Genomic DNA, 26,165 nt, shown 5'->3' with positions numbered 1-26,165 from the left:
AAGGAGTTGCCGTGCCTACCGCTATTTGGCAAGATTGCCTTTCTCAATTACAAGAAGAAATTCCCACAACAGAATTCAATTTATGGATTCGCCCGTTGCAAGCGGAAATGGTCGATAATAAACTCTATATCTATGCGCCCAATAGATTTGTCCTAGATTGGGTAAGAAATAAATATTTAACTACTATTTCACAATTATTAAATAAACTAATTAACGATGATTCTGTAAAATTATTTCTTGAAGTAGGATCCACTGTATCTACAGATAAAAAAGTACAAAATAATCAACAAAAAGCAGAAGTTGTTCCGGCATGGAAAACAACAAAAGAAACCAATAATAATCAAGTGTATCATTCAGGTATTAATCATAAGCACACTTTTAATAGTTTTGTTGAAGGTAAATCAAACCAACTTGCTGTTGCCGCAGCAAAACAAGTAGCTGAAAATCCAGGAAAAGCTTATAACCCGCTATTCTTATATGGTTCTACAGGTTTAGGTAAAACGCATTTGTTACACGCAGTTGGTAATCAAATAATGGCAAAAAAAGCCAACGCCAAAGTTGTTTACATGCACTCGGAACGCTTTGTACAAGATATGGTCAAAGCACTACAAAATAATGCTATTGAAGAATTTAAAAATTACTATCGTTCAGTTGATGCATTGTTGATTGATGACATTCAATTTTTTGCCAATAAAGAGCGATCTCAAGAAGAATTTTTTCACACTTTTAACTCTTTATTAGAAGGTAATCAACAAATTATTTTAACTTCAGATCGCTATCCTAAAGAAATTAATGGCGTTGAAGACCGGTTAAAATCACGTTTTGGTTGGGGACTAACCATTGCAATTGAACCTCCTGAACTAGAAACACGGGTTGCAATTTTAATGAAAAAAGCCGAGGAAAATCATATTAAATTACCTGAAGAAGTTGCTTTTTTTATTGCTAAACGATTACGTTCTAATGTTCGTGAATTAGAGGGCGCACTTAATAGGGTTATCGCTAATGCTAATTTTACTGGTAAAGCTATTACCATTGATTTTGTTAAAGATGCCTTAAAAGATTTGCTAGCTTTACAAGAAAAACTTGTCACCATTGAAAATATACAAAAGACAGTTGCTGAATATTATAAAATTAAAGTATCAGATTTACTTTCTAAACGTCGTTCTCGTTCTGTTGCAAGGCCACGACAAGTAGCAATGGCGCTTGCCAAAGAGCTTACCAATAAAAGCTTACCTGAAATCGGTGATGGCTTTGGTGGCAGAGATCACACGACTGTATTACATGCATGTAGAAAGATCGCAGAGTTAAAAGAAGAAAGTAATAATATTAAAGAAGATTACTCCAATTTAATTCGAACATTATCAACTTAAAAAGAATCAATACTATGAAATTTATTATAGATCGTGAAAAACTAATAAAACCATTACAACTTGTAAGTGCTCCATTAAGTAGTCGTCCTACACTACCAATATTGGCGAATTTATTATTACAAGTGAGTGATAACACGCTATCAATGACAGGAACTGATCTTGAAATAGAGATGATATCTCATCTACCACTGGTTGAACCAAGTGAACCGGGTTCTACAACCGTGCCAGCAAGAAAGTTTCTTGATATCTGCCGAAACTTACCTAATGATGCCAAAATTTCGATAAGCGTTGACGATAACCGATTGATGATTCAATCAGGACGTAGTAAATTTTCATTATCGACATTACCAGCCACCGATTTTCCAAATTTAGAAAATTGGCAAAGTGATGTTGAACTTTCAGTGCCACAAAAAACCATTAAACGCCTTATTGATGCAGTACAGTTTTCAATGGCGAACCAAGACGTAAGATATTACCTAAATGGTATGTTATTTGAAATTGAAGATGGTTTATTAAAATCAGTTGCAACAGATGGACATCGATTAGCTTTATGCGCACAACCTATTGAACAAGATACTCAAACTAATCATTCTGTCATCTTACCGAGAAAAGGGGTACTAGAGCTTGCAAAACTGGTTAGTGATAACGACCAATTAATCAATATGCAAATTGGTAATAATAACTTACGGGTTAATCTTGGTGATTTCACTTTTACATCAAAACTCATTGATGGAAGATTCCCTGACTACAAACGAGTATTACCACGCAACCCAGATAAACCACTTGAAGTATCTTGCGAAGAACTTAAAAACGCCCTATCAAGAGTTGCAATCTTATCTAATGAAAAATTCCGTGGTATTCGACTTTATGTCCATAACAATCAAATAAAAATTACAGCAAATAACCCAGAACAAGAAGAAGCAGAAGAAGTTATTGACGTAAAATATGAATCAGCAGAGCTTGAAATTGGCTTCAATGTAACCTATCTACTTGATATATTAAATACATTGAAATGTGATAGCGTACAACTATTATTAACCGATGCAACATCAAGTGTACAAATAGAAGATATTAATAATCAAACGGCAACTTATGTTGTTATGCCAATGCGCTTATAATCCAATCTCACTTAATATTCCGGTTTCGACCGGAATAATTTAAAGCATATGACTCTTTCAAAAATCAATGTCCATCATTTTCGTAATATTAGTTATGCACAGTTATCTTTATCTCCACATTTCAACTTCATTGTAGGCGATAATGGGAGTGGAAAAACAAGCTTACTTGAAGCTATTTATATGCTTGGTCATGGTCGTGCATTTAGACATACTCAATCGAATCGAATTATTCAACACGAGCAACCAGAGCTAGTATTATTCAGCGAACTAAACACGTCCAATCAACAAATTCACTCAATTGGACTTGCTAAATCGCGTAATAATGATAATAAAATCAGAATAGATGGGGATGAAGGTTATCGATTAACCGATTTAGCCAAATTATTACCTATTCAACTAATTACACCAGAAGGATTTGATTTATTGACTGGCGGACCTAAATATCGCCGTGCATTTATTGATTGGGGATGTTTTCATCATTACCCAGAATTTGTTCATTTATGGAACAATTTAAAGCGTTTATTTAAACAACGCAATGCATTATTAAAGCAATCCCATAGCTATAATCAATTATTACCTTGGGACAAAGAACTCGCGCCCATCGCTGAAAAAATTAGCCACATTAGAGAAAACTACTCACAACATATTTTTCCTGAAATTATACAAACATGCCATGATTTTTTACCCGAGTACCAACTTAATTGCCAATATTATCAAGGTTGGGAGCATAATACCGATTATGCCGAAATGTTGCGCAAACAATATGAACGAGACAAACTCCTCAACTACACATCAGTCGGACCACATAAAGCAGATATTCGATTACGTGTTGACAACATTTCGGTTGAAGATCTGTTATCACGTGGTCAATTAAAATTATTAATGTGCGCATTACGCTTATCTCAAGGCGAATATTACTCCAAGCAAAATACTCAAGCTTGTATCTACCTACTTGATGATTTTGCATCTGAATTAGATAACAATAAACGCGAATTGCTAGCTAAACGTCTAAAACAAGCTAATTCACAAGTATTTATAACAGCAGTTAACCAATCGCAAATTACCCATATGATCGATGAAAATGATAAGATTTTTTACATAAAATCTGGTATAATTTCGTAAATATACAGAATGATATAAACAATCAAATAAGTCGAGAAATCCATGTCTAATTCTTATGATTCTTCTAGCATTAAAGTACTCAAAGGGCTTGATGCTGTCCGTAAACGTCCAGGTATGTATATTGGTGATACTGATGATGGCACAGGGCTTCACCATATGGTTTTTGAAGTTGTTGATAATGCCATAGATGAAGCATTAGCTGGGTATTGTCACCATATTGAAGTAACTATCCATCCCGACAACTCTGTTTCTGTGCGTGACGATGGTCGCGGTATTCCAACAGGTATTCATGAAGAAGAAGGTGTTTCAGCAGCAGAAGTTATCATGACCGTATTACATGCTGGTGGTAAATTTGATGATAATTCTTACAAAGTATCTGGTGGTTTGCACGGTGTAGGTGTTTCAGTTGTTAACGCCTTATCAGATAAATTAGAATTAGTTATTTATCGTGATGGAAAAATCCACCAACAAGTTTATAACTTAGGTGTACCGCAAGAGCCACTAAAAGTAATTGGTGAAACATCTGAATCTGGCACTTATGTACGCTTTTGGCCAAGCCCAGAAACGTTTACCAATATTGAGTTTGTCTACGAAATATTAGCAAAACGACTACGAGAATTATCATTCTTAAACTCAGGTGTATCTATAAGATTACTTGATGAGCGTACCGGCAAAAGTGAACATTATCACTACGAAGGTGGTATTCAAGCGTTTGTTGAATATTTAAACAAAAACAAAAATTCTATTCATCCTAAAATATTTTATTTCAGCACAGAAAAAGACGGTATTGGTGTTGAAGTAGCACTACAATGGAACGATGGTTACCAAGAAAACATCTATTGCTTTACTAACAACATCCCACAACGAGATGGCGGTACTCACTTAGCAGGTTTCCGTGGAGCAATGACACGAACATTAAACAACTATATGGAAGCTGAAGGATACAGCAAAAAAGCCAAAATCAGCGCCACAGGTGATGATGCTCGTGAGGGGTTAATTGCGGTAGTGTCAGTTAAAGTACCTGACCCTAAATTCTCATCACAAACCAAAGACAAATTGGTATCATCAGAAGTAAAATCCGCAGTTGAATCCGTAATGGGTGAAAAGTTAACAGAATATCTACTTGAAAACCCAAGCGATGCCAAAATTGTTGTCGGAAAAATCATCGATGCAGCAAGAGCACGAGAAGCCGCCCGTAAAGCACGCGAAATGACACGTAGAAAAGGTGCTTTAGACTTAGGCGGATTACCGGGTAAACTTGCTGATTGCCAAGAAAAAGACCCAGCTCTATCTGAACTGTACTTAGTGGAAGGGGACTCTGCGGGGGGCTCAGCAAAACAGGGGCGCAACCGCAAAAATCAAGCAATCTTACCACTTAAAGGTAAAATTTTGAATGTTGAAAAAGCTCGCTTTGACAAAATGCTCTCATCTCAAGAAGTCGGAACACTAATTACCGCATTAGGTTGTGGAATTGGCCGTGATGAATATAACCCAGACAAAATGCGTTACCACAGCATTATTATCATGACCGATGCCGACGTTGATGGCTCGCATATTCGAACATTATTATTAACATTCTTCTACCGACAAATGCCAGAAATCATTGAGCGAGGTTATGTTTATATTGCACAGCCACCTTTATACAAAGTCAAAAAAGGCAAGCAAGAACAATATATCAAAGATGATGAGGCAATGACGCAATTTCAAATTGCCTTAGCGCTTGAAAATGCATCGTTACATGTCAATGACCATGCACCTGCTCTTGCAGGCGAAGCATTAGAAAGACTAATTGCTGAATATCAAAAAGTCGAAAAACTTATTACAAAAATGGAACGTCGCTATCCAAAAGTGTTGCTATCGGAATTGGTTTATCATGATGTATTAAACGAAAGTATTCTACAAAATCAACAACAGGCCGAAAACTGGGCAAAAACCTTTGTTGAAAAACTATCAAATAAAGAACAACATGGTAGCAGCTACCTTTATTCAGCTGAATATAATGAAAAAGCAAAGCTATATGTGCCAATCATTAAAGTAAAAACTCATGGTGTAGATACTAATTATCCATTAGATCAAGTATTCATCCATAGTAATGAATACCGTAATATTTGCCATCTTGGTGCACAATTAAAAGATCTACTTGAAGACAGCGCCTTTATTCAACGTGGTGAGCGCAAACAACATGTTGAATCTTTTGACGAAGCTGTTGATTGGGTAATTAAAGAATCACGTCGTGGATTAACTATTCAGCGTTATAAAGGACTAGGTGAAATGAACCCAGAACAGTTATGGGAAACCACAATGGATCCAACCAGCCGCCGCATGTTACAAGTCACCATTAAAGATGCAATTGAAGCAGATCAATTGTTTACAACACTAATGGGGGATGAAGTCGAACCCCGTCGACTATTTATTGAAGAAAATGCGCTTAAAGTAGCAAATTTAGATTTCTAAACATTATCGTTATTAAGAGAAATAGTTGGATCTGGTAATTAATAAAATATGTCTGGAGTAGATGAAATAAAATCCAGAAATTATTGAAATATCAAATCAGGTAAAATATCTGATTTGACTTTAATGATAGTTTTAAAATTACTAGCTGTACAATTTAAAACGCTTTAAAGTGTTTTACCAACTCACATCATCATAATAAAAAATGAAAATTCCAATTTATAAATTAGTACAACAGGGTAGATTTATTAATCTGAATGGGCTTAATTGAATTATTTATTTTGTGTTTACCAATATTGAAAACTAATACCAACAATAGTAGTTTTCAATATTGGTATTTATCACTTTTTTATATTTGGTAATTATTAATTTTCTGCGAATCAATTAAATTAACGATTGCACAACTAGCACACTAAGATAGCGCTTAATTTAAACGCAGTGTTAGTTAAAATAATAACTAAGATTCATTTTTAATTCTTTTTGGTAAATCAGCCAAACTATCAATAATCCAATCAGCTTGTTCTAATGTCTCTTCTGTTATGGTATCACCCGTTTTTACTAACACAGTTTTTTTAACGCCAGCTTTTTTACCCGATAATAGGTCAGACACTCTATCTCCAACCATATAGGAATTAGCAATATCAATTTTTAGTTCTTTAGCTGCTGTTTGAATCATACCTGGACTTGGTTTGCGACATTCACAGTTATCAATTAACGGATCATGAGGACAATAATAGACACCATCTAAATCAACACCACGATCTTGTAAAGACCAATCCATCCATTCAGTCAAAGTATGAAATTGTTCTTCTGTAAATATATTTCTAGCAATACCTGATTGATTGGTTGTTATAACTAACATAAAACCCATTTTTTTGAGTTCTTGCATTGCCTCAATAACACCATCAATAAAATGGAATTTATCGATTGTATGCACATAATTATAATCTATATTAATGGTACCATCTCGATCTAAAAAAATAGCTGGCTTCATGTTTAGTTTCTTCCTTTTATTAAGATATTACTCTAATATTGCATAGAATATTATTGATTGACTTAGATGTCTAGACGTCTTAATATTCATTTATTCATCTTTTTTTTTATATATTATGATACAACTACAACATATTTCGAAAACATTTGAGCATAATAAAACTCCCATTTATGCTTTAAAAGACATTAATATCCATGTTCCCCAAGGGAAAATTTACGGAGTTATTGGCAAATCAGGGGCTGGGAAAAGCACACTTATTCGCTGCATTAACCTGCTAGAAAAGCCGACTAGTGGGAAGATTTTCTTTGATAATCAAGAGATCACTAATCTATCTAATAGAAAATTAATTGAAATACGCCGAAAAATTAGTATGATTTTTCAATATTTCAATCTACTGTCTTCACGTACTGTATTTGATAATATCGCTTTCCCTCTTGAACTAAATAAAACGCCTAAAATAGCAATTAAGCAGAAAGTAAATGAGCTTATGGATTTAGTTGGATTGACAGAAAAAGCGAATGTTTATCCAACTAATTTATCTGGTGGACAAAAACAACGTGTTGCTATTGCGAGAGCTTTGGCAAGTGACCCCAAAGTATTATTATGTGATGAAGCAACCAGTGCGCTTGATCCTGAAACAACACGTTCAATTTTGTCATTACTAAAAAATATTAACCAAAAATTAGGACTAACAATTTTATTAATTACGCATGAAATGAATGTAGTAAAACAGATTTGTGATCAAGTGGCTGTCATAAGTGATGGCAAACTAGTTGAACAGTCATCAGTAGGCGAAATGTTTTCTCATGCTAAAACAGATATTGCACGACAATTTATTCAATCAACCTTACACCTTAGTATTCCAGATGATTATTTAATAAGGCTATCATCTGAACACAAAGAAGGACTCAATCCTTTATTACGTTTAGAATTTACAGGAGTCTCTGTTGATTTACCATTATTATCACAAATCGCTAAAGAATTCGAAATTGATAGTAACATTATCAGTGCACAAATGGATTATGCCGGAGGAGTCAAATTTGGCTTAATGTTAGCGGAAATGAAAGGGAAACAAAAAAGTATGGCATCAGCAATTCAATTCTTAGAAAAAAATAATACTAAAGTAGAGGTGCTCGGCTATGTTTGATTTTATTCCTTCATTTAAACCTTTTGAATCATTATTTCGATATTTAACTCAATATAATTTTTGGGCTGACTTTGTTGCTTTTTGTTCATCATTTAATGGCTTTAATGAAGCAATGCTGTTCAAAATGGCACAAGCAACAGATGAAACTCTATTTATGGTCATCTTATCAGGTTTTTGGGGAACGATAATTGGATTACCCGTTGGTATATTACTTTATACGACGCGTAAAGGACAAATATTGGATTGTTATGTCGCTAATAGCACTATTTCATTTATTACTAATGTATTTCGATCAATCCCTTTTATCATATTAATTGTATGGATTATTCCTTTCACCACAATTTTAATGGGTACCTTTATAGGTAAACAAGCTGCAGTGGTACCATTAAGTATTGGTGTATCGCCATTAATTGCACGTATGATAGAAAATGCATTATTAGATGTTCCTAAAGGATTAATAGAGGCTGCACGCTCAATGGGTGCAACACCACTACAAATTATATATAAAGTTTTATTACCTGAGTCATTGCCTATAATTGTCAATAGTATGACAATTACCTTAATTACTTTGACAGGATATATTGCAATGGCTGGAGCTGTTGGCGCAGGAGGCCTTGGGCAACTTGCTATTCAATATGGTTACAACGGCTACAAGCCAGCTATAATGAATACTGTTTTAGTTATATTAATTATTATTGTCTTTATTATTCAATTTATTGGTAATATGATTGTTAAACGCGTCACGCATCATTAATTTTGGAGAAATATATGTCTATTAAAAAGCTAGCGCTTATTACCACATTGGTAAGTGCATTTTTTTTAACTGGCTGTGATAATAATAAACAAACAGCCACAACGGATAACAAACCAACAGAGCCAGCTAAAGTAAATGTTCTAAAAGTCGGAGTAATTTCAGGCCCTGAACAAGAAGTTGCTGAAGTAGTTAAACAACAAGCAAAAGATCTTTATAATCTAAATGTTGAACTAGTTATTTTTAACGATTACGTAACCCCAAATCAAGCATTAAATGATGGCTTAATTGATGTAAATGCTTTCCAACATAAACCTTATTTAGATGAACAAATGAAAGAACGTGACTATAAATTAGCTTTAGTAGGTAATTCATTTGTTTATCCTATTGCAAGCTATTCTCATAAACTAAAACCAATTGATGAATCAATAGAAAGAGGCGAAGGCGTAAAAGTCACTTCACCACGCGGTGAAGCATTTTTCATTCCAGCTAACTCAACGATTGCTATTCCTAATGACCCTACAAACTTAGGACGAGCACTATTATTATTACAACATGAAGGGATGATTACGATTGATAAATCTAAAGGTTTACTACCAACTGTACTTGATATTACCAGTAACCCTTATAACTATAATATTTTAGAACTCGAAGCCCCAATGTTACCTCGTTCATTGGATGATGCCCAAGTTGATCTTGCAATCATCAATAACGCATTTGCAGGACAAGCAAACTTAACACCAAGTAAAGATGGTATTTTTGTTGAGGATAAAGAATCACCATATGTCAACATTATTGTTTCGCGTGAAACGGATAAAGATAATGAAAATGTGAAAAATTTTGTAAAAGCATACCAAACCGAAGCTGTTGCACAAAAAGCTGACCAAATTTTTAATGGTGGAGCTATTCGCGGTTGGTAATAATTTATAAATAAATATTAGACTAATATTAAATCCGCCGATCTTTGTATCGATCGGCGGAAATAGAGATAGTAATTAAATGACTTAACAAAACTGCTACTCATAAACAAAATTATCGACCAATAATGATATATCAAATTGAACCAATCGGTATTATCCGCTCACCGTATAGTGAAAAATTTGCCGTTCCAAGGCAACCCAATCTAGTTAGTGCAGGACAAGGGGAACTTTATTTATTAGCACCTTATAATGACCCTATCAGTGTAAAAGGATTAGAACAATTTTCACATTTATGGCTATTATTCCTATTTCACCATGTTGCCCCTGAAAAATGGAGATTAACCGTTCGCCCTCCTCGTTTAGGCGGTAATAAAACAATGGGCGTGTTTGCTACACGATCGCCATTTAGACCTAATCATATTGGGCTTTCAGCAGTAGAGTTAAAAGATATCATCATAGAAAATAAGCAAGTAGTCTTAAAATTAGGAAGTCTCGACTTAGTCGATGGCACACCAATTATTGATATCAAGCCTTATCTCCCTTATTCCGATAGCCACTCAGAAGCACTTGCAGGATACGCACAATCTACTCCTGAAAAAAAAATAACAGTAGAGTTCTCACAAAAAGCACGATTATCTTTGGAGTTACAAAAACAAAGTTATCCTCAACTCGCCGAATTAATTACACAAGTAATATCCCAAGATCCAAGACCAGCCTATAAACAAAAAAACATTAATGAACAAGCATACGGACTTGCACTTTACCATTTTAATATTAAATGGAGAATCGTAAATCAACACGCCATTGTTGAAGATATTTATGTAGGAAGTAAATAAAAATAATTTTTATGAATTTTAAAAAGTTAAGGCTAAAAAATTTTTTATTAATTTCAATGTAAAATAATTTTGTAAATTTTCTTTACAAAATTTTTATATAAAACAGATTGGTATCTTTTTTTATTCTGTTAAATTAAATATGGATTTAATTCCCTATATTTTCACTTTACCACTATGGTATTAGTAGCCTTAGTGGTGTTTTTCTATGAAAATCAATGATAATTTAGGTTACTTTTACTTCTAATTTCAGCAATATCAATTGCATCAAACAGATAATGCTTTCCACAATAATCACAATGGATATCAATCTTCCCCTCGTTTTCCTTTAGGATTTCATCAATCTCATTAGCTGGTAAAGTCATTAAACTATCTTCACAACGTTGACGTGAACATCCACACTTAAAAGTAATATCATGCGTTTCAAAAAGACGTACTTCTTCTTGATTATATAAACGATATAAAATCTCATCAGTAGAAAGTTGAAATAACTCATCACTAGTGATTGTCTCAGTTAAAGCGCTAACATGTTCAAATGATTCAACTGTATTTTTATTAGCAGGTAAAACTTGCAATAAAATACCTGCTGCTATTGGTTTATTATCATGTACACCTGTTTTTACAAATAGACGAGTAGGGAGCTGTTCTGATTGCATAAAATAATTTTCGATACAACCAATAAGTGTATCTTTTTCCAGCCCAACGATACCTTGATAACGCTCACCATTTTTAGGGGTGATAGTAATAACGACATAGCCATTACCCACCATTTCTTTAAGTGTTGCATTATCAGCGATTTCACCACTAACCCGAGCAACACCTCGTAGCTGCTGTTGATCATTACCATTAATAACCGCTAAAGATAACGCTCCATCACCTTGTAACTGAACAGCAATATCACCTTCAAATTTTAGTGTTGCTGTTAATAAACTAGTTACAACCAATAATTCACCAAGCAATTTTTGTACTGCAATTGGATAAGTATGATTATCTAAAATTGCTTGATATGTCTGTTCCAGACGGGTAATTTCACCACGAATAGGGTGATTATCAAATAAAAAACGGTTTAAAGTATCCATATTAATCATTGCCATCTTTTTGCCTATCATATTTAAATTTAATCAAATTACGTCGTTCCTTTTTATCAGGCCGTCTATCTGGATGCGGCATTGTTAATGCATTAAGTTTACGCGCTTGTGCTATTTTTTCTCGTTTTGTAATGCTATCAGGAGTTTCTTTATAAAGCTGTTGGGCTTCAATAGCCGTTCTTCGTTGTTCACTAATGGCTAAAACCTGAACTGTTTTTTGATCAGAACCTTGGCGAAGCGTTAAGATTGCACCGACTTCAACAAGCTTACTTGGTTTGGTACGTTGGCCATTATAATGCACTTTGCCACCATCAACCATTTCTCGTGCTAACGATCGAGACTTATAAAATCTTGCCGCCCAAAGCCATTTATCTAATCTTACAAGCACTATTACTACCTCGTATTACTTATTATTGAGTTTTTAAGCTCAAATGAACATAATAACTTAAACATCTTAACGATGTTATATAAGGATGCTTTTGTAAAAATCAATGCGCAAGATTAATGATATACTCATTCCCATTTGCCGAAAATTTACCTGAGAAATTAAATGGTTGTAATTTACCATGTAAATTAGCTGAGTAATTCGTAGCATTTGGCGGTTGTTTTATCAATTTCCAATTTTCTAGTAGTGAACTTGTTACACCATAAGCATCAAATTGCAAAGATAGCGGTTCATTTTGCGATAAATCAACTTTTGCTCTCGACTCAATTATTCCTCCATTAGTTAAAGAACTAAAAGTTAATGAAGGACGGTTATCAGAATCAAATTTGAGAACAAGATCTGGATAACGAATATCTATTCGATTTAACGAAGCTTTTTCAGATTTCAAAAAAACAGTTCCTGAAAATAGTCCTAATTTTTGTGCTTTTGCTAAAGTGATATCTTTACCTGAAGCTTGAAAATTATATAAACTAAAAGGAAAATCGCTCTGCTTTCTAATTATCAAACTCTGAAAAACATTCAGCTTATCAAGCTTAATATTTCTAAAAATATTAGGTAACAGAGTCTGCCCCAAATTTTCAGGAATCTCATAGACAATATCCGCTAACATTAATTGATCTAGATGTAAGGTATTATCTTTCCACTTACCAGAAAAAGTTATACTACCTTTATTCCATTTTGCTAATACTTTTTGAATTGTCGCTTCTTGGTTTTGAAATGATAATTGTGCTAATACCGACGAAAATAACTCATCATGCAAAACAAGTTCCTCAGCAGTAAAAATAAATGCCCCCTGTTCAAAATACCATTGCCCATCATAACGAAGATTCGTCGCTTCAATATTGCCTTTTTCCATTAAAAAACTAGGCAACTGAATACTACTTTCCTGTATCGATAATTGTTTGATTATTAACTTTGGAAGGACATGAGAATATCTATCAAAAAAATCATCATCGGTTGATTGAAAATGTATATTATGCAAATTTAATTGTTCGATATTTAAAATATTGTCGGCCTGTATTTTTAATTTACTAACAAAAAATCCGTCATTAATATTCCCACCTAAATTAGTAATGGTTGTAATACCATTTCGATGAAATCCTTGAATAAGCAAGGATTTTATTGATATTTGATTTAACAAAGTTTCTTGCGAGGTAAAATCAAATTGATATTTATCTGCTCCTGATGAAGAAAAAGGTTGAACCCCCCCATTGATTTTTGTGAAAGAAAATTTGTCCTTTCCATTATTGGCCAAAATATTAATGGTTGAATCAACAAATTTTAATGTATTTGCTGAAAAAGCATAATTACTAGATTGAGTATTATTAATAGTGCCATTAATAACAGTAACATATTTAAAATGACTTAATTGCCATAGATCATTTTTATCAAACCCCACAACTAATTTAGGAACATTAACAATCTCTTGATTATTATCATTGACAACAACATCATCAAAAATCAGTTCATAAAAATTTGAAAAAGAGTGATGAACACTGCCGATTGAGATTGTATATGAACTTAATTTGGATAATTGTTGACTAATTATTTTAGCTCCAAACGAAGTTTGCACGATAAAATAAGACAACAATACCAAAAACCAAATAATGGTTAGGAAGATGATTATATAAAATCGTAATCGTCGCATAAATAAATATAATTGTTATAATCAACTACTGGTAGTTATATTACGATAACCGATTTAAATCAAAATATCATCTCATTTTCGGTATAAATAATTTGTTATTAAGTCAGCTTTACAGTTAATATATAATTATTCACTATAATGTTTTTAAATAACCAAAATAACAATTAACTTTCTCTTTCTTTTTATTAAGATAAGTGATAGTTATTTTTATTTACTAAATAAGTAAAAACGGGAGATACTTAGATGAAACAAATCCCAATGACAGTCAAGGGAGCTGAACTATTACGAGCCGAATTAGAAGAGCTAAAAAATGTTAAAAGACCACAAATAACGGCAGCAATAGCAGAGGCAAGAGCTCATGGAGATTTAAAGGAAAACGCTGAATACCATGCAGCAAGAGAACAGCAAGGTTTTTGTGAGGGTCGTATTCAAGAAATCGAAGGTAAATTATCACAAGCTCAAATTATTGATATTACCAAAGTAAAAAATACTGGTCGTATTATTTTTGGTGCTACAGTAACAGTAATAAATATTGAAACGGACGAAGAGACAACATATCGCATAGTGGGTGATGATGAAGCTGACTACAGACAAAATCTTATTTCAGTCAACTCACCTATTGCCAGAGGCTTAATTGGCAAAGAAGACGGTGATACAGTACAAATTAAAACGCCAGGGGGGGATGTTGAATTTGATATTGTTAAGGTTGAATATATCTAATTATTAAATAAATCAATTATAAAAGTAGATGATAAATGCAACAGGGCTTAGCCCTGTTGCATTTATTTAGGTAGGGAAATTTTCTTATCTTCGCTTGGTCTAAAAATAGTGAAATTAGAACCAACCAATTGCACTGGTAACGCTTTTGTTTCGCGTACAATTGCATCACAAATAAGCTTTTTGGTTTCACGATCTTCAGCAGAAACCTTAATTTTAATCAACTCATGGAAATTTAAAGCGTTGTCAATCTCGGCAAGTACACCTTCGGTAAATCCATTAGCCCCAATCATCACAATAGGTTTCAAATGATGAGCTTCACTTTTTAAATACTTTTTTTGTTTATTCGATAAATTCATTAAATTTTTATCACATTAAGTTGTAATTTTGCTATTCTACCCTTATATATGTTTGTAATCAATGAAGTGACCTCTTACATTAAGGATTTATTAGTTGTGAGTAATAAAAAACGCTCAGCAAGTTCAACTCGTTGGCTCAATGAACATTTTAATGATCGCTTTGTACAACAAGCACAAAAAAAAGGGATCCGTTCTAGAGCGTGGTTTAAACTTGAAGAAATTCAAAAAAGTGACAAATTATTTAAGCCAGGAATAACGGTTGTTGATTTAGGAGCAGCTCCTGGCGGTTGGTCACAATATGTCGCATCGCTTATTGGCAATAAAGGACGTATTATTGCCTGTGACTTACTTCCTATGGATCCCATTGTTGGTGTTGACTTTCTTCAAGGAGATTTTCGGGATGAAGCAGTTTTAAAAGCGTTACTTGAACGGGTTGGCAAAGAAAAAGTTCAAGTAGTCATGTCAGACATGGCACCAAACATGAGTGGGCAACCCGCAGTTGATATACCAAGAGCAATGTATTTAGTTGAACTAGCGTTAGACATGTGTAAAGACGTGCTTGCTCTTAATGGTAATTTTATTGTTAAAGTGTTTCAAGGTGAAGGATTTGAAGAGTATCTAAAGCAAGTACGTTCGATGTTTAAAACTGTCAAAATTCGAAAACCTGAGGCTTCACGCGCAAGGTCTCGAGAAGTTTATATTGTTGCAATGGGTATGAAGTAGCCAGTTGTATAATTTTGTAGTACTATATTTCGTTAAATTTAGTCGTAACTATTAATTTTTATGAGAGGTTTTTCTTTTGAACGACATGGTAAAGAATTTACTGATCTGGGGAGTTATCGCTGTAGCATTGATTGTTGGATTTAGCCAATTTAGCTCAATATCTAATAGCGGACCTCAAGTCAATTATACTCAATTTAATTCCGATATCGCAGCTGGTAATCTCCAAGAAGTGCATATTAACGGACGAGAAATTGTTGCCACAACAAAAAATAGTGGCAATTATGTTACCTATATCCCGTACCTTGATGAAAAATTAATGGATGATTTATTAGCCAATAAGGTGCCAGTCTATGGTAAACCTGATGAAAAACCAAGCTTAATACTTAGTATTTTTGTCTCTTGGTTTCCTATGATTTTACTTATCGGTTTTTGGTTCTTCATGATGCGCCAAATGCAAGGCGGTGGTAAAGGGGGACCAATGTCGATAGGCAAAAGTAAAGCTCACATGCTAACTCCTGATCAAATTAAAACTAAATTTACCGATGTTGCTGGTAGCGAAGAAGCAAAACAGGAAGTGACTGAAGTAGTCGACTTTCTACGTGATCCAGGCAAATATCAGAAATTAGGCGGACGTATTCCAAAAGGAATTTTAATGGTTGGACCTCCTGGTACAGGTAAAACCTTACTGGCGAAGGCCATTGCCGGTGAAGCGAATGTACCTTTCTTTAGCATTTCAGGTTCAGATTTTGTTGAAATGTTTGTTGGTGTGGGTGCATCGCGTGTACGAGATCTGTTTGAACAAGCTCGCAAACACTCTCCTTGTATTATTTTCATCGATGAAATTGATGCTGTAGGTCGCAAGCGTGGTGCAGGTTCAATGGGAGGGCACGATGAACGTGAACAAACACTAAACCAAATGCTAGTTGAAATGGATGGGTTTGAGGCCAATAGTGGTATCATCATCATTGCTGCAACGAATCGAGTTGATATTTTAGATCCCGCGTTACTTCGTCCAGGCCGTTTTGATCGCCAAGTTCAAATTGGCTTACCAGACATGAAAGGTCGCGAGCAAATTCTTGCCGTACATGTACGCAAAGTACCATTAGGAACGGATATTGACTTATCTGTCCTTGCAAGAGGTACGCCAGGCTACTCGGGTGCAGAATTAGCAAATTTAGTCAATGAAGCAGCTTTATTTGCTGCACGCCGTAATAAACGTGTAGTGACCATGGAAGAATTTGAAGAAGCTAAAGATAAAATCAACATGGGAACTGAAAGACGTTCATTAACCATGACTCAAGAGCAACTTGTTTCAACTGCGTATCATGAAGCAGGGCACGCAATTATTGGTCACTTAATGCCTAGTCATGATCCAATCCATAAAGTTACCATTATTCCACGAGGACGAGCTCTCGGTGTGACTTTCTTCCTCCCTGAGGGTGATCGGGTTAGTGAGAGTAGAGAAAAATTAGAAGGTGATATTGCAACTCTTTATGGTGGACGACTAGCTGAAGAGTTAATCTATGGCGCAAACAAAATATCCACTGGCGCATCGAATGACATAAAAGTTGCTACACAATACGCAAGAGCGATGGTAACACAATGGGGATTTTCTGATCGTTTAGGTCCATTATTTTACGAAACCGATGATAATTCATATGGGCGACCGAAAGATATTTCGGACGAAACAGCCCGAATTATTGACGAAGAAGTCAAAGCAATTATCGATCGTAATTACCAGCGCGCACGTAAAATATTAACAGAGAATATTGATGTACTTCATGCAATGAAAGATGCTCTAATAAAATATGAAACTATTGGTGCAAAACAAGTTGCTGATTTAATTGCTCGTCGTCCTATTACCACTCCTGACGATTGGACAGAAAGTGACGAGCAAGCAGCGAACAAAATACCAAATGAAGGAAGTGATACGCCACCTAAATCAGAAAGTTAAAATACTTAAATAAAATCTAACGCGCCTCGGCGCGTTTTTTATCGATAAAATAAAAATATCTAATGAACAAATTTGCTGTAATAACATAATAAATATATTGAAAATTTAACCTTAATCTACTACATTTTAAATTAAAAAATAGGGCTTGTAATCATGGAAATACATTTTCAAAATCAGACAATAGATCTTTCTTTTCCACAAGTCATGGGCATTGTTAATATGACACCTGATTCGTTTTCTGATGGCGGAAATTATAATAACCTTGATGACGCCATGCGTCGTGTTGACAGCATGATTCAAGCTGGCGCAACATTTATTGATGTAGGGGGCGAATCAACACGCCCCGGTGCTGCCGAGGTATCAGTTGATGAAGAGCTAAACCGTGTTGTGCCATTAGTTGAAAAAATTGCTCGTTATTTTGATGTTTGGATTTCGGTTGATACCTCAAAGCCACAAGTGATGACTGAATCAGCTAAAGCAGGGGCCCACCTAATTAATGATGTTCGAGCTTTAACAGAGCCCGGTGCACTTGAAGCCGCAACACAAACCGGCTTACCAGTTTGCATTATGCACATGCAAGGCGATCCCCAAACCATGCAAAAGGCGCCACACTACGAGCAAGATATCTATCAAGAAGTCGATGACTTTTTTGCAAAACAGATCGAACGCTGCATAAGCGCAGGCATTGACCGCCAAAACATCATACTAGACCCCGGTTTTGGATTTGGTAAAACATTAGCACACAATTACCGACTATTAGCAACGCTTGAACGGTTTCATCATTTCAACCTGCCTTTATTAGTAGGTATGTCCCGAAAATCCATGATAGGACAAGTGCTAAATATGCCGCCGCAAGAACGCATGTTAGGCAGTGTATCTTGTGCGGTGATAGCGGCAATGAAAGGGGCACAGATTATTCGTGTGCATGATGTAAAAGAAACGTTTGATGCCTTAAGAATTGTACAAGCAACTCTTGCAGAACAAGGCTAATTGCATAAAGAAAGGCTTTTAGTTAAATGGTTGGGTTTGAATTGTTGACACATTTTGTAATAGCAATATTGTTCTTTTGAGATTGAAAAATTATTATGTTTTCTTCTTATAAAATCAATTAGTTATTGCATTGATTTTATTTATTTTTTTAATTGATGGTGATTTTTTATAATTTATAGTTTTCACTCAAGGTTCAGTCTGGCTTCTTTTTCGTGTGGAAATCTTTCTGCAAAAAATTTGAAGCTATGAGCTTTGAATCTCTAAGTATAGAGCAGATGGTCTCGAAGCGATGAGTATTAGATGATACAAGTAATTTTAGTGGGTTTCCGTATAAGAACATCTAAATCGGACATTATCACTATTGCTAGTTACTACAATCAAAGGGATAAAATATCCCAACCCTTATCGTGAAATAGCCTTTAGAAAATACCTTAATTTTTAAACAAAAAATAGACCTAAAAAAACAATAAAACCAACATAATTATTATTTAAAAAAGCTTGAAAGCAAGGTTTTCGTTCTCGATTTTTGATTAGCCATTGTTGGTAAATAAATAGCATTGCAATAAGCAATAAAGCAATATAAAAAAACAATGATAATTGGTTGATGATACCAATCATGACTAACCCAATTACCACAACTGCCTGCAATATCCCTATAATTAACTTATCATATTGTCCAAATAAAATAGCAGTAGATTTTATACCAATTTTTACATCATCATTGCGATCAACCATTGCATATTCTGTATCATAAGCAATTGTCCAACAAATATTAGTAAAGAAAAGCAACCAACAGGTTAATGGGAACTGCTCAGTAGTAGCTGCATACACCATCGGAATACTCCAACCAAATGCGATACCTAAGATGACCTGAGGTAAATGGGTATAACGTTTCATAAACGGATAAATCAGTGCTGTTAATAATGCAAAACAGCCTATCAACCATGATAGTTTATTTAAAGTTAGCAATAGGCAAAGTGCAATAAGTAATAATACAAATAACATCCATAATGCGTTTTTTTTAGTCAGTGCACCACGAGCCAGTGGGCGATTTTTAGTCCGTTCAACATGTGCATCAAAATGACGATCAGCATAATCATTCACCACACAACCTGCTGAGCGCATTACAAATACGCCAAGTATAAAAATAACTGTTATATAAATAGAAGGATGACCTGCAAGCCAGATTGCCCAAAGAGTCGGCCAGAGTAAAAGCAATGAGCCAATAGGCCTATCTAATCGCATTAGTTGTAAATAAGCTAACATTAATATTAATTACCTTGAAAAAGCATAGCGTGGATTATACCGATTACGATAAAAGCTGCAATGTTATAGTATGACAAGTTATAATCCAGTATTAAGTAAAATAATCATTCACCTGAAATAACTATTTTTTAATAGAAAAATATAATTAAAGTATCTGCAAATATTGCTCAGCAATCATAGCTAATGCGCGATAAAATGGACTTATCTTATTTTGCTTCAGCTTTTTTAAATAGGTTGGAGACCAAATTAATAAATGTTCATTGATTAACTGTTTTGCTGCTGTATAGTTATTATTTTCAAGCAGCATGGCGTAAGCCATTAGCATTAATCCAAATTGGTCTTCAGGTTCGTTGATACCTGTATTGAGTATTAACCCGTGTTGCTGTAAAAATTGACGATAGCGCTCTTGTGATTCGCCCATTAATAATTGTTTTTGATCTAAATAGATCGATCCCCATGGTGGCGCAGACATGCTACCCTGTCCTTCAAATAATAGTGAAAATTGGTAATTAAGTTCTGAGTTGTTGATTTGAGTCGCAATTATTTGGCACTGTTCACCAATAAGCACGGCATTTTGCCAGTTAGTGATATGCTCAATTTGACATAAGGTATCAATGAGTGGTTTAACCGTTTGATGATCTGGTGGATAATAAAAAAAAGCACCTAATACTTTGGCTAAAATGGTAGATGTGAGTTTATCTAAATGCGTTGCTTGGTTATTTTTCATTAAATCGCTACCTGACTATAAGTGTATCGTATTGATGATACATTACATCGGAATTGTCCATAAGTTATAAAATGCAATACGCCCACTGATTTCGCCAATGAAGATACCAATAAAGGCAATGCTATAAATAATTGTTGAATTACGTTTTTGCCAAATGTTGATAGTCATTAATATTAATGCCATGATTAATAGTATGCATTCAATCATCATCCAGCTATGTTGTTGATGAGTAAGTTCTGGTGCGATTGTGGCCATTAAGTGGGTATAAGGTACTTTCAATAAAATAATAAATAAGCTTCCTGTCATACAAGCCATATAACCATGTCGCGGTAGTCCTAATAGTGTGATAGCAACGCCTCCTAAAGCTAGCATGGCAGTGTACATTTGTATCGCGGTGTAATAGGTGTTCCATGTTTTTACGGTTGGTAGCATATAGGTTAATACAATCGTCCAAACAAAAAATAGACTGATGATAGTTAAAAGTGTTGCCAATATTTGCTCTAAGTGCGGAATTTGCTTGAGTTGCAAACAAATCTTTTTGATTATTTTTAATTTATTGGTATTCGGATGTAGTACATAATAGTTTATTAGCACCCATGCAAAGGTAACACCGAATAATACGCCAAAGGTGAAAATTTCATTACTCATTGGTGATCGCCCAATACCAAATATCACATTTAACGCACGCAAGGGCTTACCTAAGTGAAACGAGGCTATCGCCATACCTATAGCCATAAAAACTAGAGCGGTTATATTGATTTTTTGGATGATAATACTCCGATTTGGGTCACGATTAACTAAATAAAATCCCCCTCCTAACCATACCATGCCAGCAGATAACTGCCCAAATACAGTAAAAAAAACTAATGGTAATTCATGCATGTTAAACCTCCTCAGGGTTGAGTATTTGTCCTAATGTATCGCCCGAGACTTTCGCTTGTGGATGAGGTTTGATAACAATGTTTGGTTTGGTTAGGTTTTCGTTTGGTAACGGAGCAATATTTCGTTCATTGCCATGTCGCTGACGCAGTTTTTCAATTTCGTCAAAATCTAATGCTCTCTGTGGGCAGGATTCGACACAAACGGGTTTTAGCCCTTGTTCGACACGTTCATAACAGCCGTCGCATTTTAACATAACCTTATTTTGATGATCAAACTGTGGCGCACCATATGGGCAACGCATTTCGCAATATCGGCAACCAATACAGACATCTTGATTAACTACAACTAGCCCATCTTGTTTGCGTTTATGCATTGCACCCGTTGGGCAACCTTGTACACAAGTAGGCTGTTCACAATGGTTACAGGAAATCGATAAATAATAAGTAAAGGTATCATTTTGCCAAATACCATCAACTTGTTGCCATGTACCTCCGCCATATTCATAAACTCGGCGAAAATGAACGCCTAATGCGTTGTCTTTTTCGTCCTTGCAACTAAGTTGGCAGGTTTTACATCCTGTACATTTTGAAGAATCGATATAAAATCCATATTGCATTTTTATTGCCCCCCTGTTACTGGCAATGTCGATGATGTAGCAGATAATGGTTTAACATCAACCAAATTAGTATGTTGTGAGTTTGATTTAGCCAACACACTTGGACGCAACGAAGTTAAGCGGTTAATACATCCGCCAATATCAACCCCTGATGCATTAGTTTTGGCCCACATACCTTGAGGTATTGCAAGCACACCTGGTAATATTCGTGGTGTAACTTTGGCAGGAATATAAAGCCGACCGCGATCGTTGTAAACCTCAACTAATTGACCATGTTTAATTTGCCTTTGTTTGGCATCAAATGGATTAATCCAAAGGCTATTGGCTACTACTTCACGTAGTTGTGGTAAGTTGCTGTAAGTAGAATGGCAATGCCCTTTGGTATGAAAACCTATAAGTTGCAATGGATATTTTTCGCGTTTTGATTTATCTTCACTCCCTTCAATGGCAGGTAAATAGACAGGAATAGGGTGAAGAAAATCCTCTGGATCGAGTTCCCATTCATTGGCGATAGTAGCTAATGCTTCTGAATAGATTTCTATTTTTCCTGATGGTGTATTTAATGGGTTTTTAATAGGATCGTCTCGAAAGGCTTTTAGTGCAATCTGGGTATCGCTATCAGCTAGCTTGCGATCAATAACGCCCATACCATCAGTATTGGCAAAAGGTGGTAAATGGGTTTCACTTTTGCGTAATTTTTCATAACAGTAGGCTATCCAATCTTCTTGCGTTCTCCCTTCGGTAAATTTGTCTTTTACGCCCATAATTTTGGACAGATCAGTTAATACTTCATAAGCTGGGCGGTTTTCCCAAAGTGGTGTTATTGCGCGTTGCATACGGATAAGGTAGTGATAAGCACCCGATGCATAAGAGTTATTAATCAAATCGTTACTTTCAACCGATGAAACATCGGGCAAGACTAAGTCTGCATATTTTGCCGAGGCGGTCATATGCGTATCCCAAACAAGAATAAACTCACATTTAGACTCGTCTTGCAAAATTTGGTGTGTTCGATTTAGGTCAGCATGCTGATTACCAATTACATTGCTAGCATAACTCCAGAGGAATTTTATTCCAACATCAAGTTTATTTTTATTGAGTAAATAGGCATTTTTGGCAGTCATACTAAGTGGATCTTCAATTGCTTTAGTCCACAAAAAGAAGGGAATGCTAGTTTTTATTGGATTAGGAATGCTTAAGCTTGGAACAGGATAAGTAACACTGCCTCCCCATGTACCAATATTAGTGCCTGGTTTACCAAATTGACCAGTGATAATTGGCAATATCATAATCGCCCTTGTGGTATGTTCACCATTTTGCCAACGCTGCGCTCCCCAACCTTGAGAAATCCAAGCAGCTTTAGCATTCACTATATCCATCGCAAGTTTGCGAATTTGCATAGCTGAAATGCCAGTTTTTTTCGCTGCCCATTCTGGTGTTTTAGGCGTTCTATCGTCACCCAATCCGAGAATATAAGATTTAAAATCACTAAAAGGCGGTGCACTGTCAGGCAATGAATCAGCGTTCCAACCGACACAATATTGATTGAGCATCGCATCATCAATACGATCTTCTTCAAGTAAAGCATAGCCAATAGCAGCAACTAACGCAGCATCGGTACCGGGAATAATCGGGATCCACTCAGCATTATAACCGACAACACTTTCACTACGTCTTGGATCAATAATAATTACTCTTGCCTTACTTTGTGATAATGCATTAAATAGCTCTGTAACTTGCCCACCACCAGACATTCGGGTTTCAGCAATATTTTGCCCAAACATTACAACTAGATCAGAATATTTTATCTGGTCTAATAAAGATTCTTTTGCATTACCATAAATATAGGGTTGAATGGCGGTTATCTGTCCACTTGAATAGTCACCATGATAATTCAAGTAACCACCAATAGTACTTAAAAATCGCTTACAGGCACTGCGTCCTGAAATATTTGCACCTGTTGTACCTGTTCCATATTGATAATAAATTGCCTCATTACCATAATTATTAATGGTATATTTGAGTTTATCTGCTAATAAATTAATAGCCTCATTCCACGAAATTCGTTTAAATTTACCTTCACCACGCTTACCAATCCGTAACATTGGATATTTTAAGCGCTCAGGATCGTAAGTGCGCCATCGAACTGAGCGTCCACGCAAACAAGGGCGAATTTGGTGCTGACCAAAAGTTGGTTCATGAATGCCGTCTTCTGATGATATTTTGGTGATAATATCGTTTTTGACATGAACTTTTAAAGGACAACGACTACCGCAGTTTACTAAACAAGCACTATAAACAATTTTTTCTTCATCTGTGGAATTAGTAGGGATTATGCTACTTTTAGCATTAGTTTTTGGATCTGCATAGACAAAAGGTAGCTGCATATTATTCGTTAGCGCTGCTACACCTGCTATAGTTAATGATTTTTGTAAAAAATTACGTCGACTTATTTTATTTTTTAATTTGCTCACACTATTTCCCGATGTTTATATGGGATATATTGATAATAATACTAAAAAATGAATAAACAAACTAAAAGCAACAAAAAATTGCCATTAATTGACATGAACTCAATAAGAGGATTATCAAATAGATTAGTAGTGTACAATGCCAATATTTTTATTTTTAACATTACAAATTTTTTTGAATATCAAATTATAATTTCCCCCTAAAAATAGCACAGCAAAAAGTAGAATATTATTCATGCAATGTAAAAAAATAGGTGTTTAGCAGATTGATTATAAAATTGTTTCTTATATTTTAGATGTTTTCATCGCTAGCACTAGCTACTCGCTATAAAAAGAAATTTCTATTTTTGCAGAACAATTTTAGAGGATTGCTGTAAGCGCAATTATTCAATACTTCGGCGATAGTTAGGCAGCACCATTCATTTTTTAAGCATAACCACCGCTTTCTATTCGCATTACACTCTGAATTATTGCATAATACAGAGCGTATAAACTATAAAAATTGAGTTAGGAATAATTATGGAACTTCTTTGTCCAGCGGGATCTTTACCATCATTAAAAGTGGCCATTGATAATGGCGCTGATGCTGTTTATATTGGTTTGAAAGACGATACCAATGCCCGTCATTTTGCTGGTTTAAATTTTAATGAAAAGCGATTGATTGAAGCTTCAGATTATGTACACAAACACGGCAAAAAATTGCATATTGCTATTAATACTTTTGCCCATCCAGAAAATTTTCAGCGTTGGCAATATGCGGTTGATACTGCGGCTAATATTGGTGCTGATGCTTTAATTATTGCCGATCTTGCTATGCTTGATTATGCGGCTGAAAAATACCCTAATCTTGAGCGTCATGTTTCTGTGCAAGCATCGTCGACTAATGAGGAGTCGATTAAGTTTTACTATAATAATTTTCAGGTACATCGCATTGTTTTGCCACGCGTACTTTCGATGCATCAAGTTAAACAGTTATCACAAGTTTCACCCGTTCCGCTCGAGGTGTTTGCTTTTGGTAGCTTGTGTATTATGGCCGAAGGTCGGTGCTATTTGTCATCTTATTTGACTGGCGAATCCCCTAATACCGTTGGCGCTTGTTCGCCTGCCAAATTTGTTCGTTGGGAAGAAACTGAGAAAGGACTGGAGTCAAGACTGAATAATGTGTTAATTGATTGTCATAAGAAAGGTGAGAATGCTGGCTATCCAACGCTATGTAAAGGTCGTTATTTTGTTGGTCAGGAGCTTTATCATCCTATCGAGGAGCCAACAAGTTTGAATACCATTGAGCTATTGCCTGAACTGTTTGCCGCAAATATTGCATCAGTCAAAATAGAAGGTCGTCAGCGTAGCCCAGCTTATGTCGAGCAAGTGACAAAAGTATGGCGACAAGCTATCGATCGCTATAAGGCTAATCCGCAATCGTTCCAAGCCGAACAACGCTGGATCGATACGCTTGGTTCGGTGTCAGAAGGCACACAAACAACATTAGGCGCTTATCACCGTAAATGGCAATAAAGTGAGTTAGCAATAGGTAATGTGCTAACAGCATCAACGTAAATCATTGAGAAAGATC

At 35.2% G+C, this 26,165-nt stretch carries 23 protein-coding genes; 13 read left to right on the top strand and 10 right to left on the bottom strand.

Going from position 1 to position 26,165, the window contains the following annotated elements:
• The first annotated feature begins 11 nt into the window (after positions 1-11).
• The 4 genes from dnaA to gyrB are packed head-to-tail and all read left to right on the top strand — an operon-like array spanning position 12 to position 6,064.
• Entirely contained in the window at positions 12-1,370 is a 1,359-nt protein-coding gene (dnaA, locus tag ACGH49_RS02980) for a chromosomal replication initiator protein DnaA (RefSeq protein ID WP_065606025.1), read from the top strand.
• Positions 1,371-1,384: 14 nt separating this feature from the next.
• Complete coding sequence (dnaN, locus tag ACGH49_RS02975; RefSeq protein ID WP_065606027.1) at positions 1,385-2,488, top strand: DNA polymerase III subunit beta; 1,104 nt, start codon at positions 1,385-1,387, stop codon at positions 2,486-2,488.
• Between the two features lie 48 nt (positions 2,489-2,536).
• Positions 2,537-3,610 (top strand): DNA replication/repair protein RecF, encoded by a 1,074-nt coding sequence (recF, locus tag ACGH49_RS02970; protein WP_065606029.1) that lies wholly within the window; start codon positions 2,537-2,539, stop codon positions 3,608-3,610.
• A 42-nt stretch (positions 3,611-3,652) separates the two neighbouring features.
• The gene (gene gyrB / locus ACGH49_RS02965; RefSeq protein WP_411588201.1) at positions 3,653-6,064 is read left to right on the top strand and encodes a DNA topoisomerase (ATP-hydrolyzing) subunit B; all 2,412 of its coding nucleotides are present in this window, start codon (positions 3,653-3,655) and stop codon (positions 6,062-6,064) included.
• A gap of 454 nt (positions 6,065-6,518) precedes the next feature.
• On the opposite strand, the gene gmhB is transcribed toward gyrB, so the two are convergent.
• Positions 6,519-7,055, bottom strand: coding sequence for a D-glycero-beta-D-manno-heptose 1,7-bisphosphate 7-phosphatase (gene gmhB, locus ACGH49_RS02960; protein WP_065606033.1), 537 nt, complete (start codon positions 7,053-7,055; stop codon positions 6,519-6,521).
• Positions 7,056-7,170: 115 nt separating this feature from the next.
• Here gmhB and metN point away from each other — a divergent pair, with 115 nt between their 5' ends.
• The 4 genes from metN to tsaA all read left to right on the top strand — a co-directional run bounded on the left by metN (position 7,171) and on the right by tsaA (position 10,709).
• Entirely contained in the window at positions 7,171-8,202 is a 1,032-nt protein-coding gene (gene metN, locus ACGH49_RS02955; protein WP_065606035.1) for a methionine ABC transporter ATP-binding protein MetN, read from the top strand.
• A 112-nt stretch (positions 8,203-8,314) separates the two neighbouring features.
• The gene (locus tag ACGH49_RS02950; protein ID WP_065606103.1) at positions 8,315-8,956 is read left to right on the top strand and encodes a methionine ABC transporter permease; all 642 of its coding nucleotides are present in this window, start codon (positions 8,315-8,317) and stop codon (positions 8,954-8,956) included.
• Positions 8,957-8,970: 14 nt separating this feature from the next.
• Entirely contained in the window at positions 8,971-9,873 is a 903-nt protein-coding gene (locus ACGH49_RS02945; RefSeq protein WP_065606037.1) for a MetQ/NlpA family lipoprotein, read from the top strand.
• A gap of 122 nt (positions 9,874-9,995) precedes the next feature.
• A complete protein-coding gene (tsaA, locus tag ACGH49_RS02940; protein WP_411588273.1) occupies positions 9,996-10,709 on the top strand; it encodes a tRNA (N6-threonylcarbamoyladenosine(37)-N6)-methyltransferase TrmO in 714 nt (237 codons plus the stop codon).
• 212 nt (positions 10,710-10,921) lie between these two features.
• On the opposite strand, the gene hslO is transcribed toward tsaA, so the two are convergent.
• The 3 genes from hslO to ACGH49_RS02925 form a co-directional block, all read right to left on the bottom strand.
• The gene (gene hslO / locus ACGH49_RS02935; RefSeq protein ID WP_411588272.1) at positions 10,922-11,794 is read right to left on the bottom strand and encodes an Hsp33 family molecular chaperone HslO; all 873 of its coding nucleotides are present in this window, start codon (positions 11,792-11,794) and stop codon (positions 10,922-10,924) included.
• Complete coding sequence (gene hslR, locus ACGH49_RS02930) at positions 11,787-12,182, bottom strand: ribosome-associated heat shock protein Hsp15 (RefSeq protein ID WP_411588200.1); 396 nt, start codon at positions 12,180-12,182, stop codon at positions 11,787-11,789. The genes hslO and hslR overlap by 8 nt, the downstream gene beginning before the upstream one ends.
• A gap of 100 nt (positions 12,183-12,282) precedes the next feature.
• Positions 12,283-13,827, bottom strand: coding sequence for a hypothetical protein (locus ACGH49_RS02925; RefSeq protein WP_411588199.1), 1,545 nt, complete (start codon positions 13,825-13,827; stop codon positions 12,283-12,285).
• A gap of 303 nt (positions 13,828-14,130) precedes the next feature.
• Between ACGH49_RS02925 and greA the strand changes: the two genes are divergently transcribed.
• A complete protein-coding gene (greA, locus tag ACGH49_RS02920) occupies positions 14,131-14,607 on the top strand; it encodes a transcription elongation factor GreA (protein ID WP_034910774.1) in 477 nt (158 codons plus the stop codon).
• A 62-nt stretch (positions 14,608-14,669) separates the two neighbouring features.
• Here greA and yhbY read toward each other — a convergent pair whose 3' ends face one another.
• Positions 14,670-14,963 (bottom strand): ribosome assembly RNA-binding protein YhbY, encoded by a 294-nt coding sequence (gene yhbY / locus ACGH49_RS02915; protein ID WP_296208735.1) that lies wholly within the window; start codon positions 14,961-14,963, stop codon positions 14,670-14,672.
• 96 nt (positions 14,964-15,059) lie between these two features.
• Here yhbY and rlmE point away from each other — a divergent pair, with 96 nt between their 5' ends.
• The 3 genes from rlmE (at position 15,060) to folP (ending at position 18,630) form a co-directional block, all read left to right on the top strand.
• Complete coding sequence (gene rlmE, locus ACGH49_RS02910; protein WP_296208738.1) at positions 15,060-15,686, top strand: 23S rRNA (uridine(2552)-2'-O)-methyltransferase RlmE; 627 nt, start codon at positions 15,060-15,062, stop codon at positions 15,684-15,686.
• A 76-nt stretch (positions 15,687-15,762) separates the two neighbouring features.
• Positions 15,763-17,640, top strand: a complete 1,878-nt coding sequence (gene ftsH / locus ACGH49_RS02905; protein ID WP_411588198.1) for an ATP-dependent zinc metalloprotease FtsH — start codon at positions 15,763-15,765, stop codon at positions 17,638-17,640.
• A 153-nt stretch (positions 17,641-17,793) separates the two neighbouring features.
• A complete protein-coding gene (folP, locus tag ACGH49_RS02900; protein ID WP_411588197.1) occupies positions 17,794-18,630 on the top strand; it encodes a dihydropteroate synthase in 837 nt (278 codons plus the stop codon).
• Between the two features lie 438 nt (positions 18,631-19,068).
• On the opposite strand, the gene ubiA is transcribed toward folP, so the two are convergent.
• From ubiA to ACGH49_RS02875, 5 genes are all read right to left on the bottom strand, one after another.
• Positions 19,069-19,896 (bottom strand): 4-hydroxybenzoate octaprenyltransferase, encoded by an 828-nt coding sequence (gene ubiA, locus ACGH49_RS02895; RefSeq protein WP_065606053.1) that lies wholly within the window; start codon positions 19,894-19,896, stop codon positions 19,069-19,071.
• Positions 19,897-20,041: 145 nt separating this feature from the next.
• Complete coding sequence (locus ACGH49_RS02890) at positions 20,042-20,623, bottom strand: molecular chaperone (RefSeq protein ID WP_411588196.1); 582 nt, start codon at positions 20,621-20,623, stop codon at positions 20,042-20,044.
• 42 nt (positions 20,624-20,665) lie between these two features.
• Entirely contained in the window at positions 20,666-21,505 is an 840-nt protein-coding gene (locus ACGH49_RS02885) for a dimethyl sulfoxide reductase anchor subunit family protein (protein ID WP_411588195.1), read from the bottom strand.
• Between the two features lies 1 nt (position 21,506).
• The gene (locus tag ACGH49_RS02880; protein ID WP_411588194.1) at positions 21,507-22,121 is read right to left on the bottom strand and encodes a DMSO/selenate family reductase complex B subunit; all 615 of its coding nucleotides are present in this window, start codon (positions 22,119-22,121) and stop codon (positions 21,507-21,509) included.
• Positions 22,122-22,123: 2 nt separating this feature from the next.
• Positions 22,124-24,595, bottom strand: coding sequence for a DMSO/selenate family reductase complex A subunit (locus ACGH49_RS02875; RefSeq protein WP_411588193.1), 2,472 nt, complete (start codon positions 24,593-24,595; stop codon positions 22,124-22,126).
• A gap of 516 nt (positions 24,596-25,111) precedes the next feature.
• Here ACGH49_RS02875 and ACGH49_RS02870 point away from each other — a divergent pair.
• Positions 25,112-26,107 (top strand): peptidase U32 family protein, encoded by a 996-nt coding sequence (locus tag ACGH49_RS02870; protein WP_065590577.1) that lies wholly within the window; start codon positions 25,112-25,114, stop codon positions 26,105-26,107.
• Positions 26,108-26,165 lie beyond the last annotated feature (58 nt).

Source organism: Gilliamella sp. BG7, assembly GCF_046635565.1.
Lineage (GTDB): Bacteria > Pseudomonadota > Gammaproteobacteria > Enterobacterales > Orbaceae > Gilliamella > Gilliamella apicola_P.
This window is presented reverse-complemented; position numbering and strand designations above follow the sequence as displayed.

Coding starts and splice junctions, on each gene's coding strand:
- greA (WP_034910774.1), top strand. CDS start 14,131: ATGAAACAAATCCCAATGACAGTCAAGGGAGCTGAACTATTACGAGCC.
- gyrB (WP_411588201.1), top strand. CDS start 3,653: ATGTCTAATTCTTATGATTCTTCTAGCATTAAAGTACTCAAAGGGCTT.
- metN (WP_065606035.1), top strand. CDS start 7,171: ATGATACAACTACAACATATTTCGAAAACATTTGAGCATAATAAAACT.
- ACGH49_RS02870 (WP_065590577.1), top strand. CDS start 25,112: ATGGAACTTCTTTGTCCAGCGGGATCTTTACCATCATTAAAAGTGGCC.
- hslO (WP_411588272.1), bottom strand. CDS start 11,794: ATGATTAATATGGATACTTTAAACCGTTTTTTATTTGATAATCACCCT.
- gmhB (WP_065606033.1), bottom strand. CDS start 7,055: ATGAAGCCAGCTATTTTTTTAGATCGAGATGGTACCATTAATATAGAT.
- ACGH49_RS02885 (WP_411588195.1), bottom strand. CDS start 21,505: ATGCATGAATTACCATTAGTTTTTTTTACTGTATTTGGGCAGTTATCT.
- ubiA (WP_065606053.1), bottom strand. CDS start 19,896: ATGTTAGCTTATTTACAACTAATGCGATTAGATAGGCCTATTGGCTCA.
- recF (WP_065606029.1), top strand. CDS start 2,537: ATGACTCTTTCAAAAATCAATGTCCATCATTTTCGTAATATTAGTTAT.
- yhbY (WP_296208735.1), bottom strand. CDS start 14,963: ATGAATTTATCGAATAAACAAAAAAAGTATTTAAAAAGTGAAGCTCAT.
- ACGH49_RS02880 (WP_411588194.1), bottom strand. CDS start 22,121: ATGCAATATGGATTTTATATCGATTCTTCAAAATGTACAGGATGTAAA.
- dnaN (WP_065606027.1), top strand. CDS start 1,385: ATGAAATTTATTATAGATCGTGAAAAACTAATAAAACCATTACAACTT.
- ACGH49_RS02890 (WP_411588196.1), bottom strand. CDS start 20,623: ATGAAAAATAACCAAGCAACGCATTTAGATAAACTCACATCTACCATT.
- folP (WP_411588197.1), top strand. CDS start 17,794: ATGGAAATACATTTTCAAAATCAGACAATAGATCTTTCTTTTCCACAA.
- ACGH49_RS02950 (WP_065606103.1), top strand. CDS start 8,315: ATGCTGTTCAAAATGGCACAAGCAACAGATGAAACTCTATTTATGGTC.
- ACGH49_RS02945 (WP_065606037.1), top strand. CDS start 8,971: ATGTCTATTAAAAAGCTAGCGCTTATTACCACATTGGTAAGTGCATTT.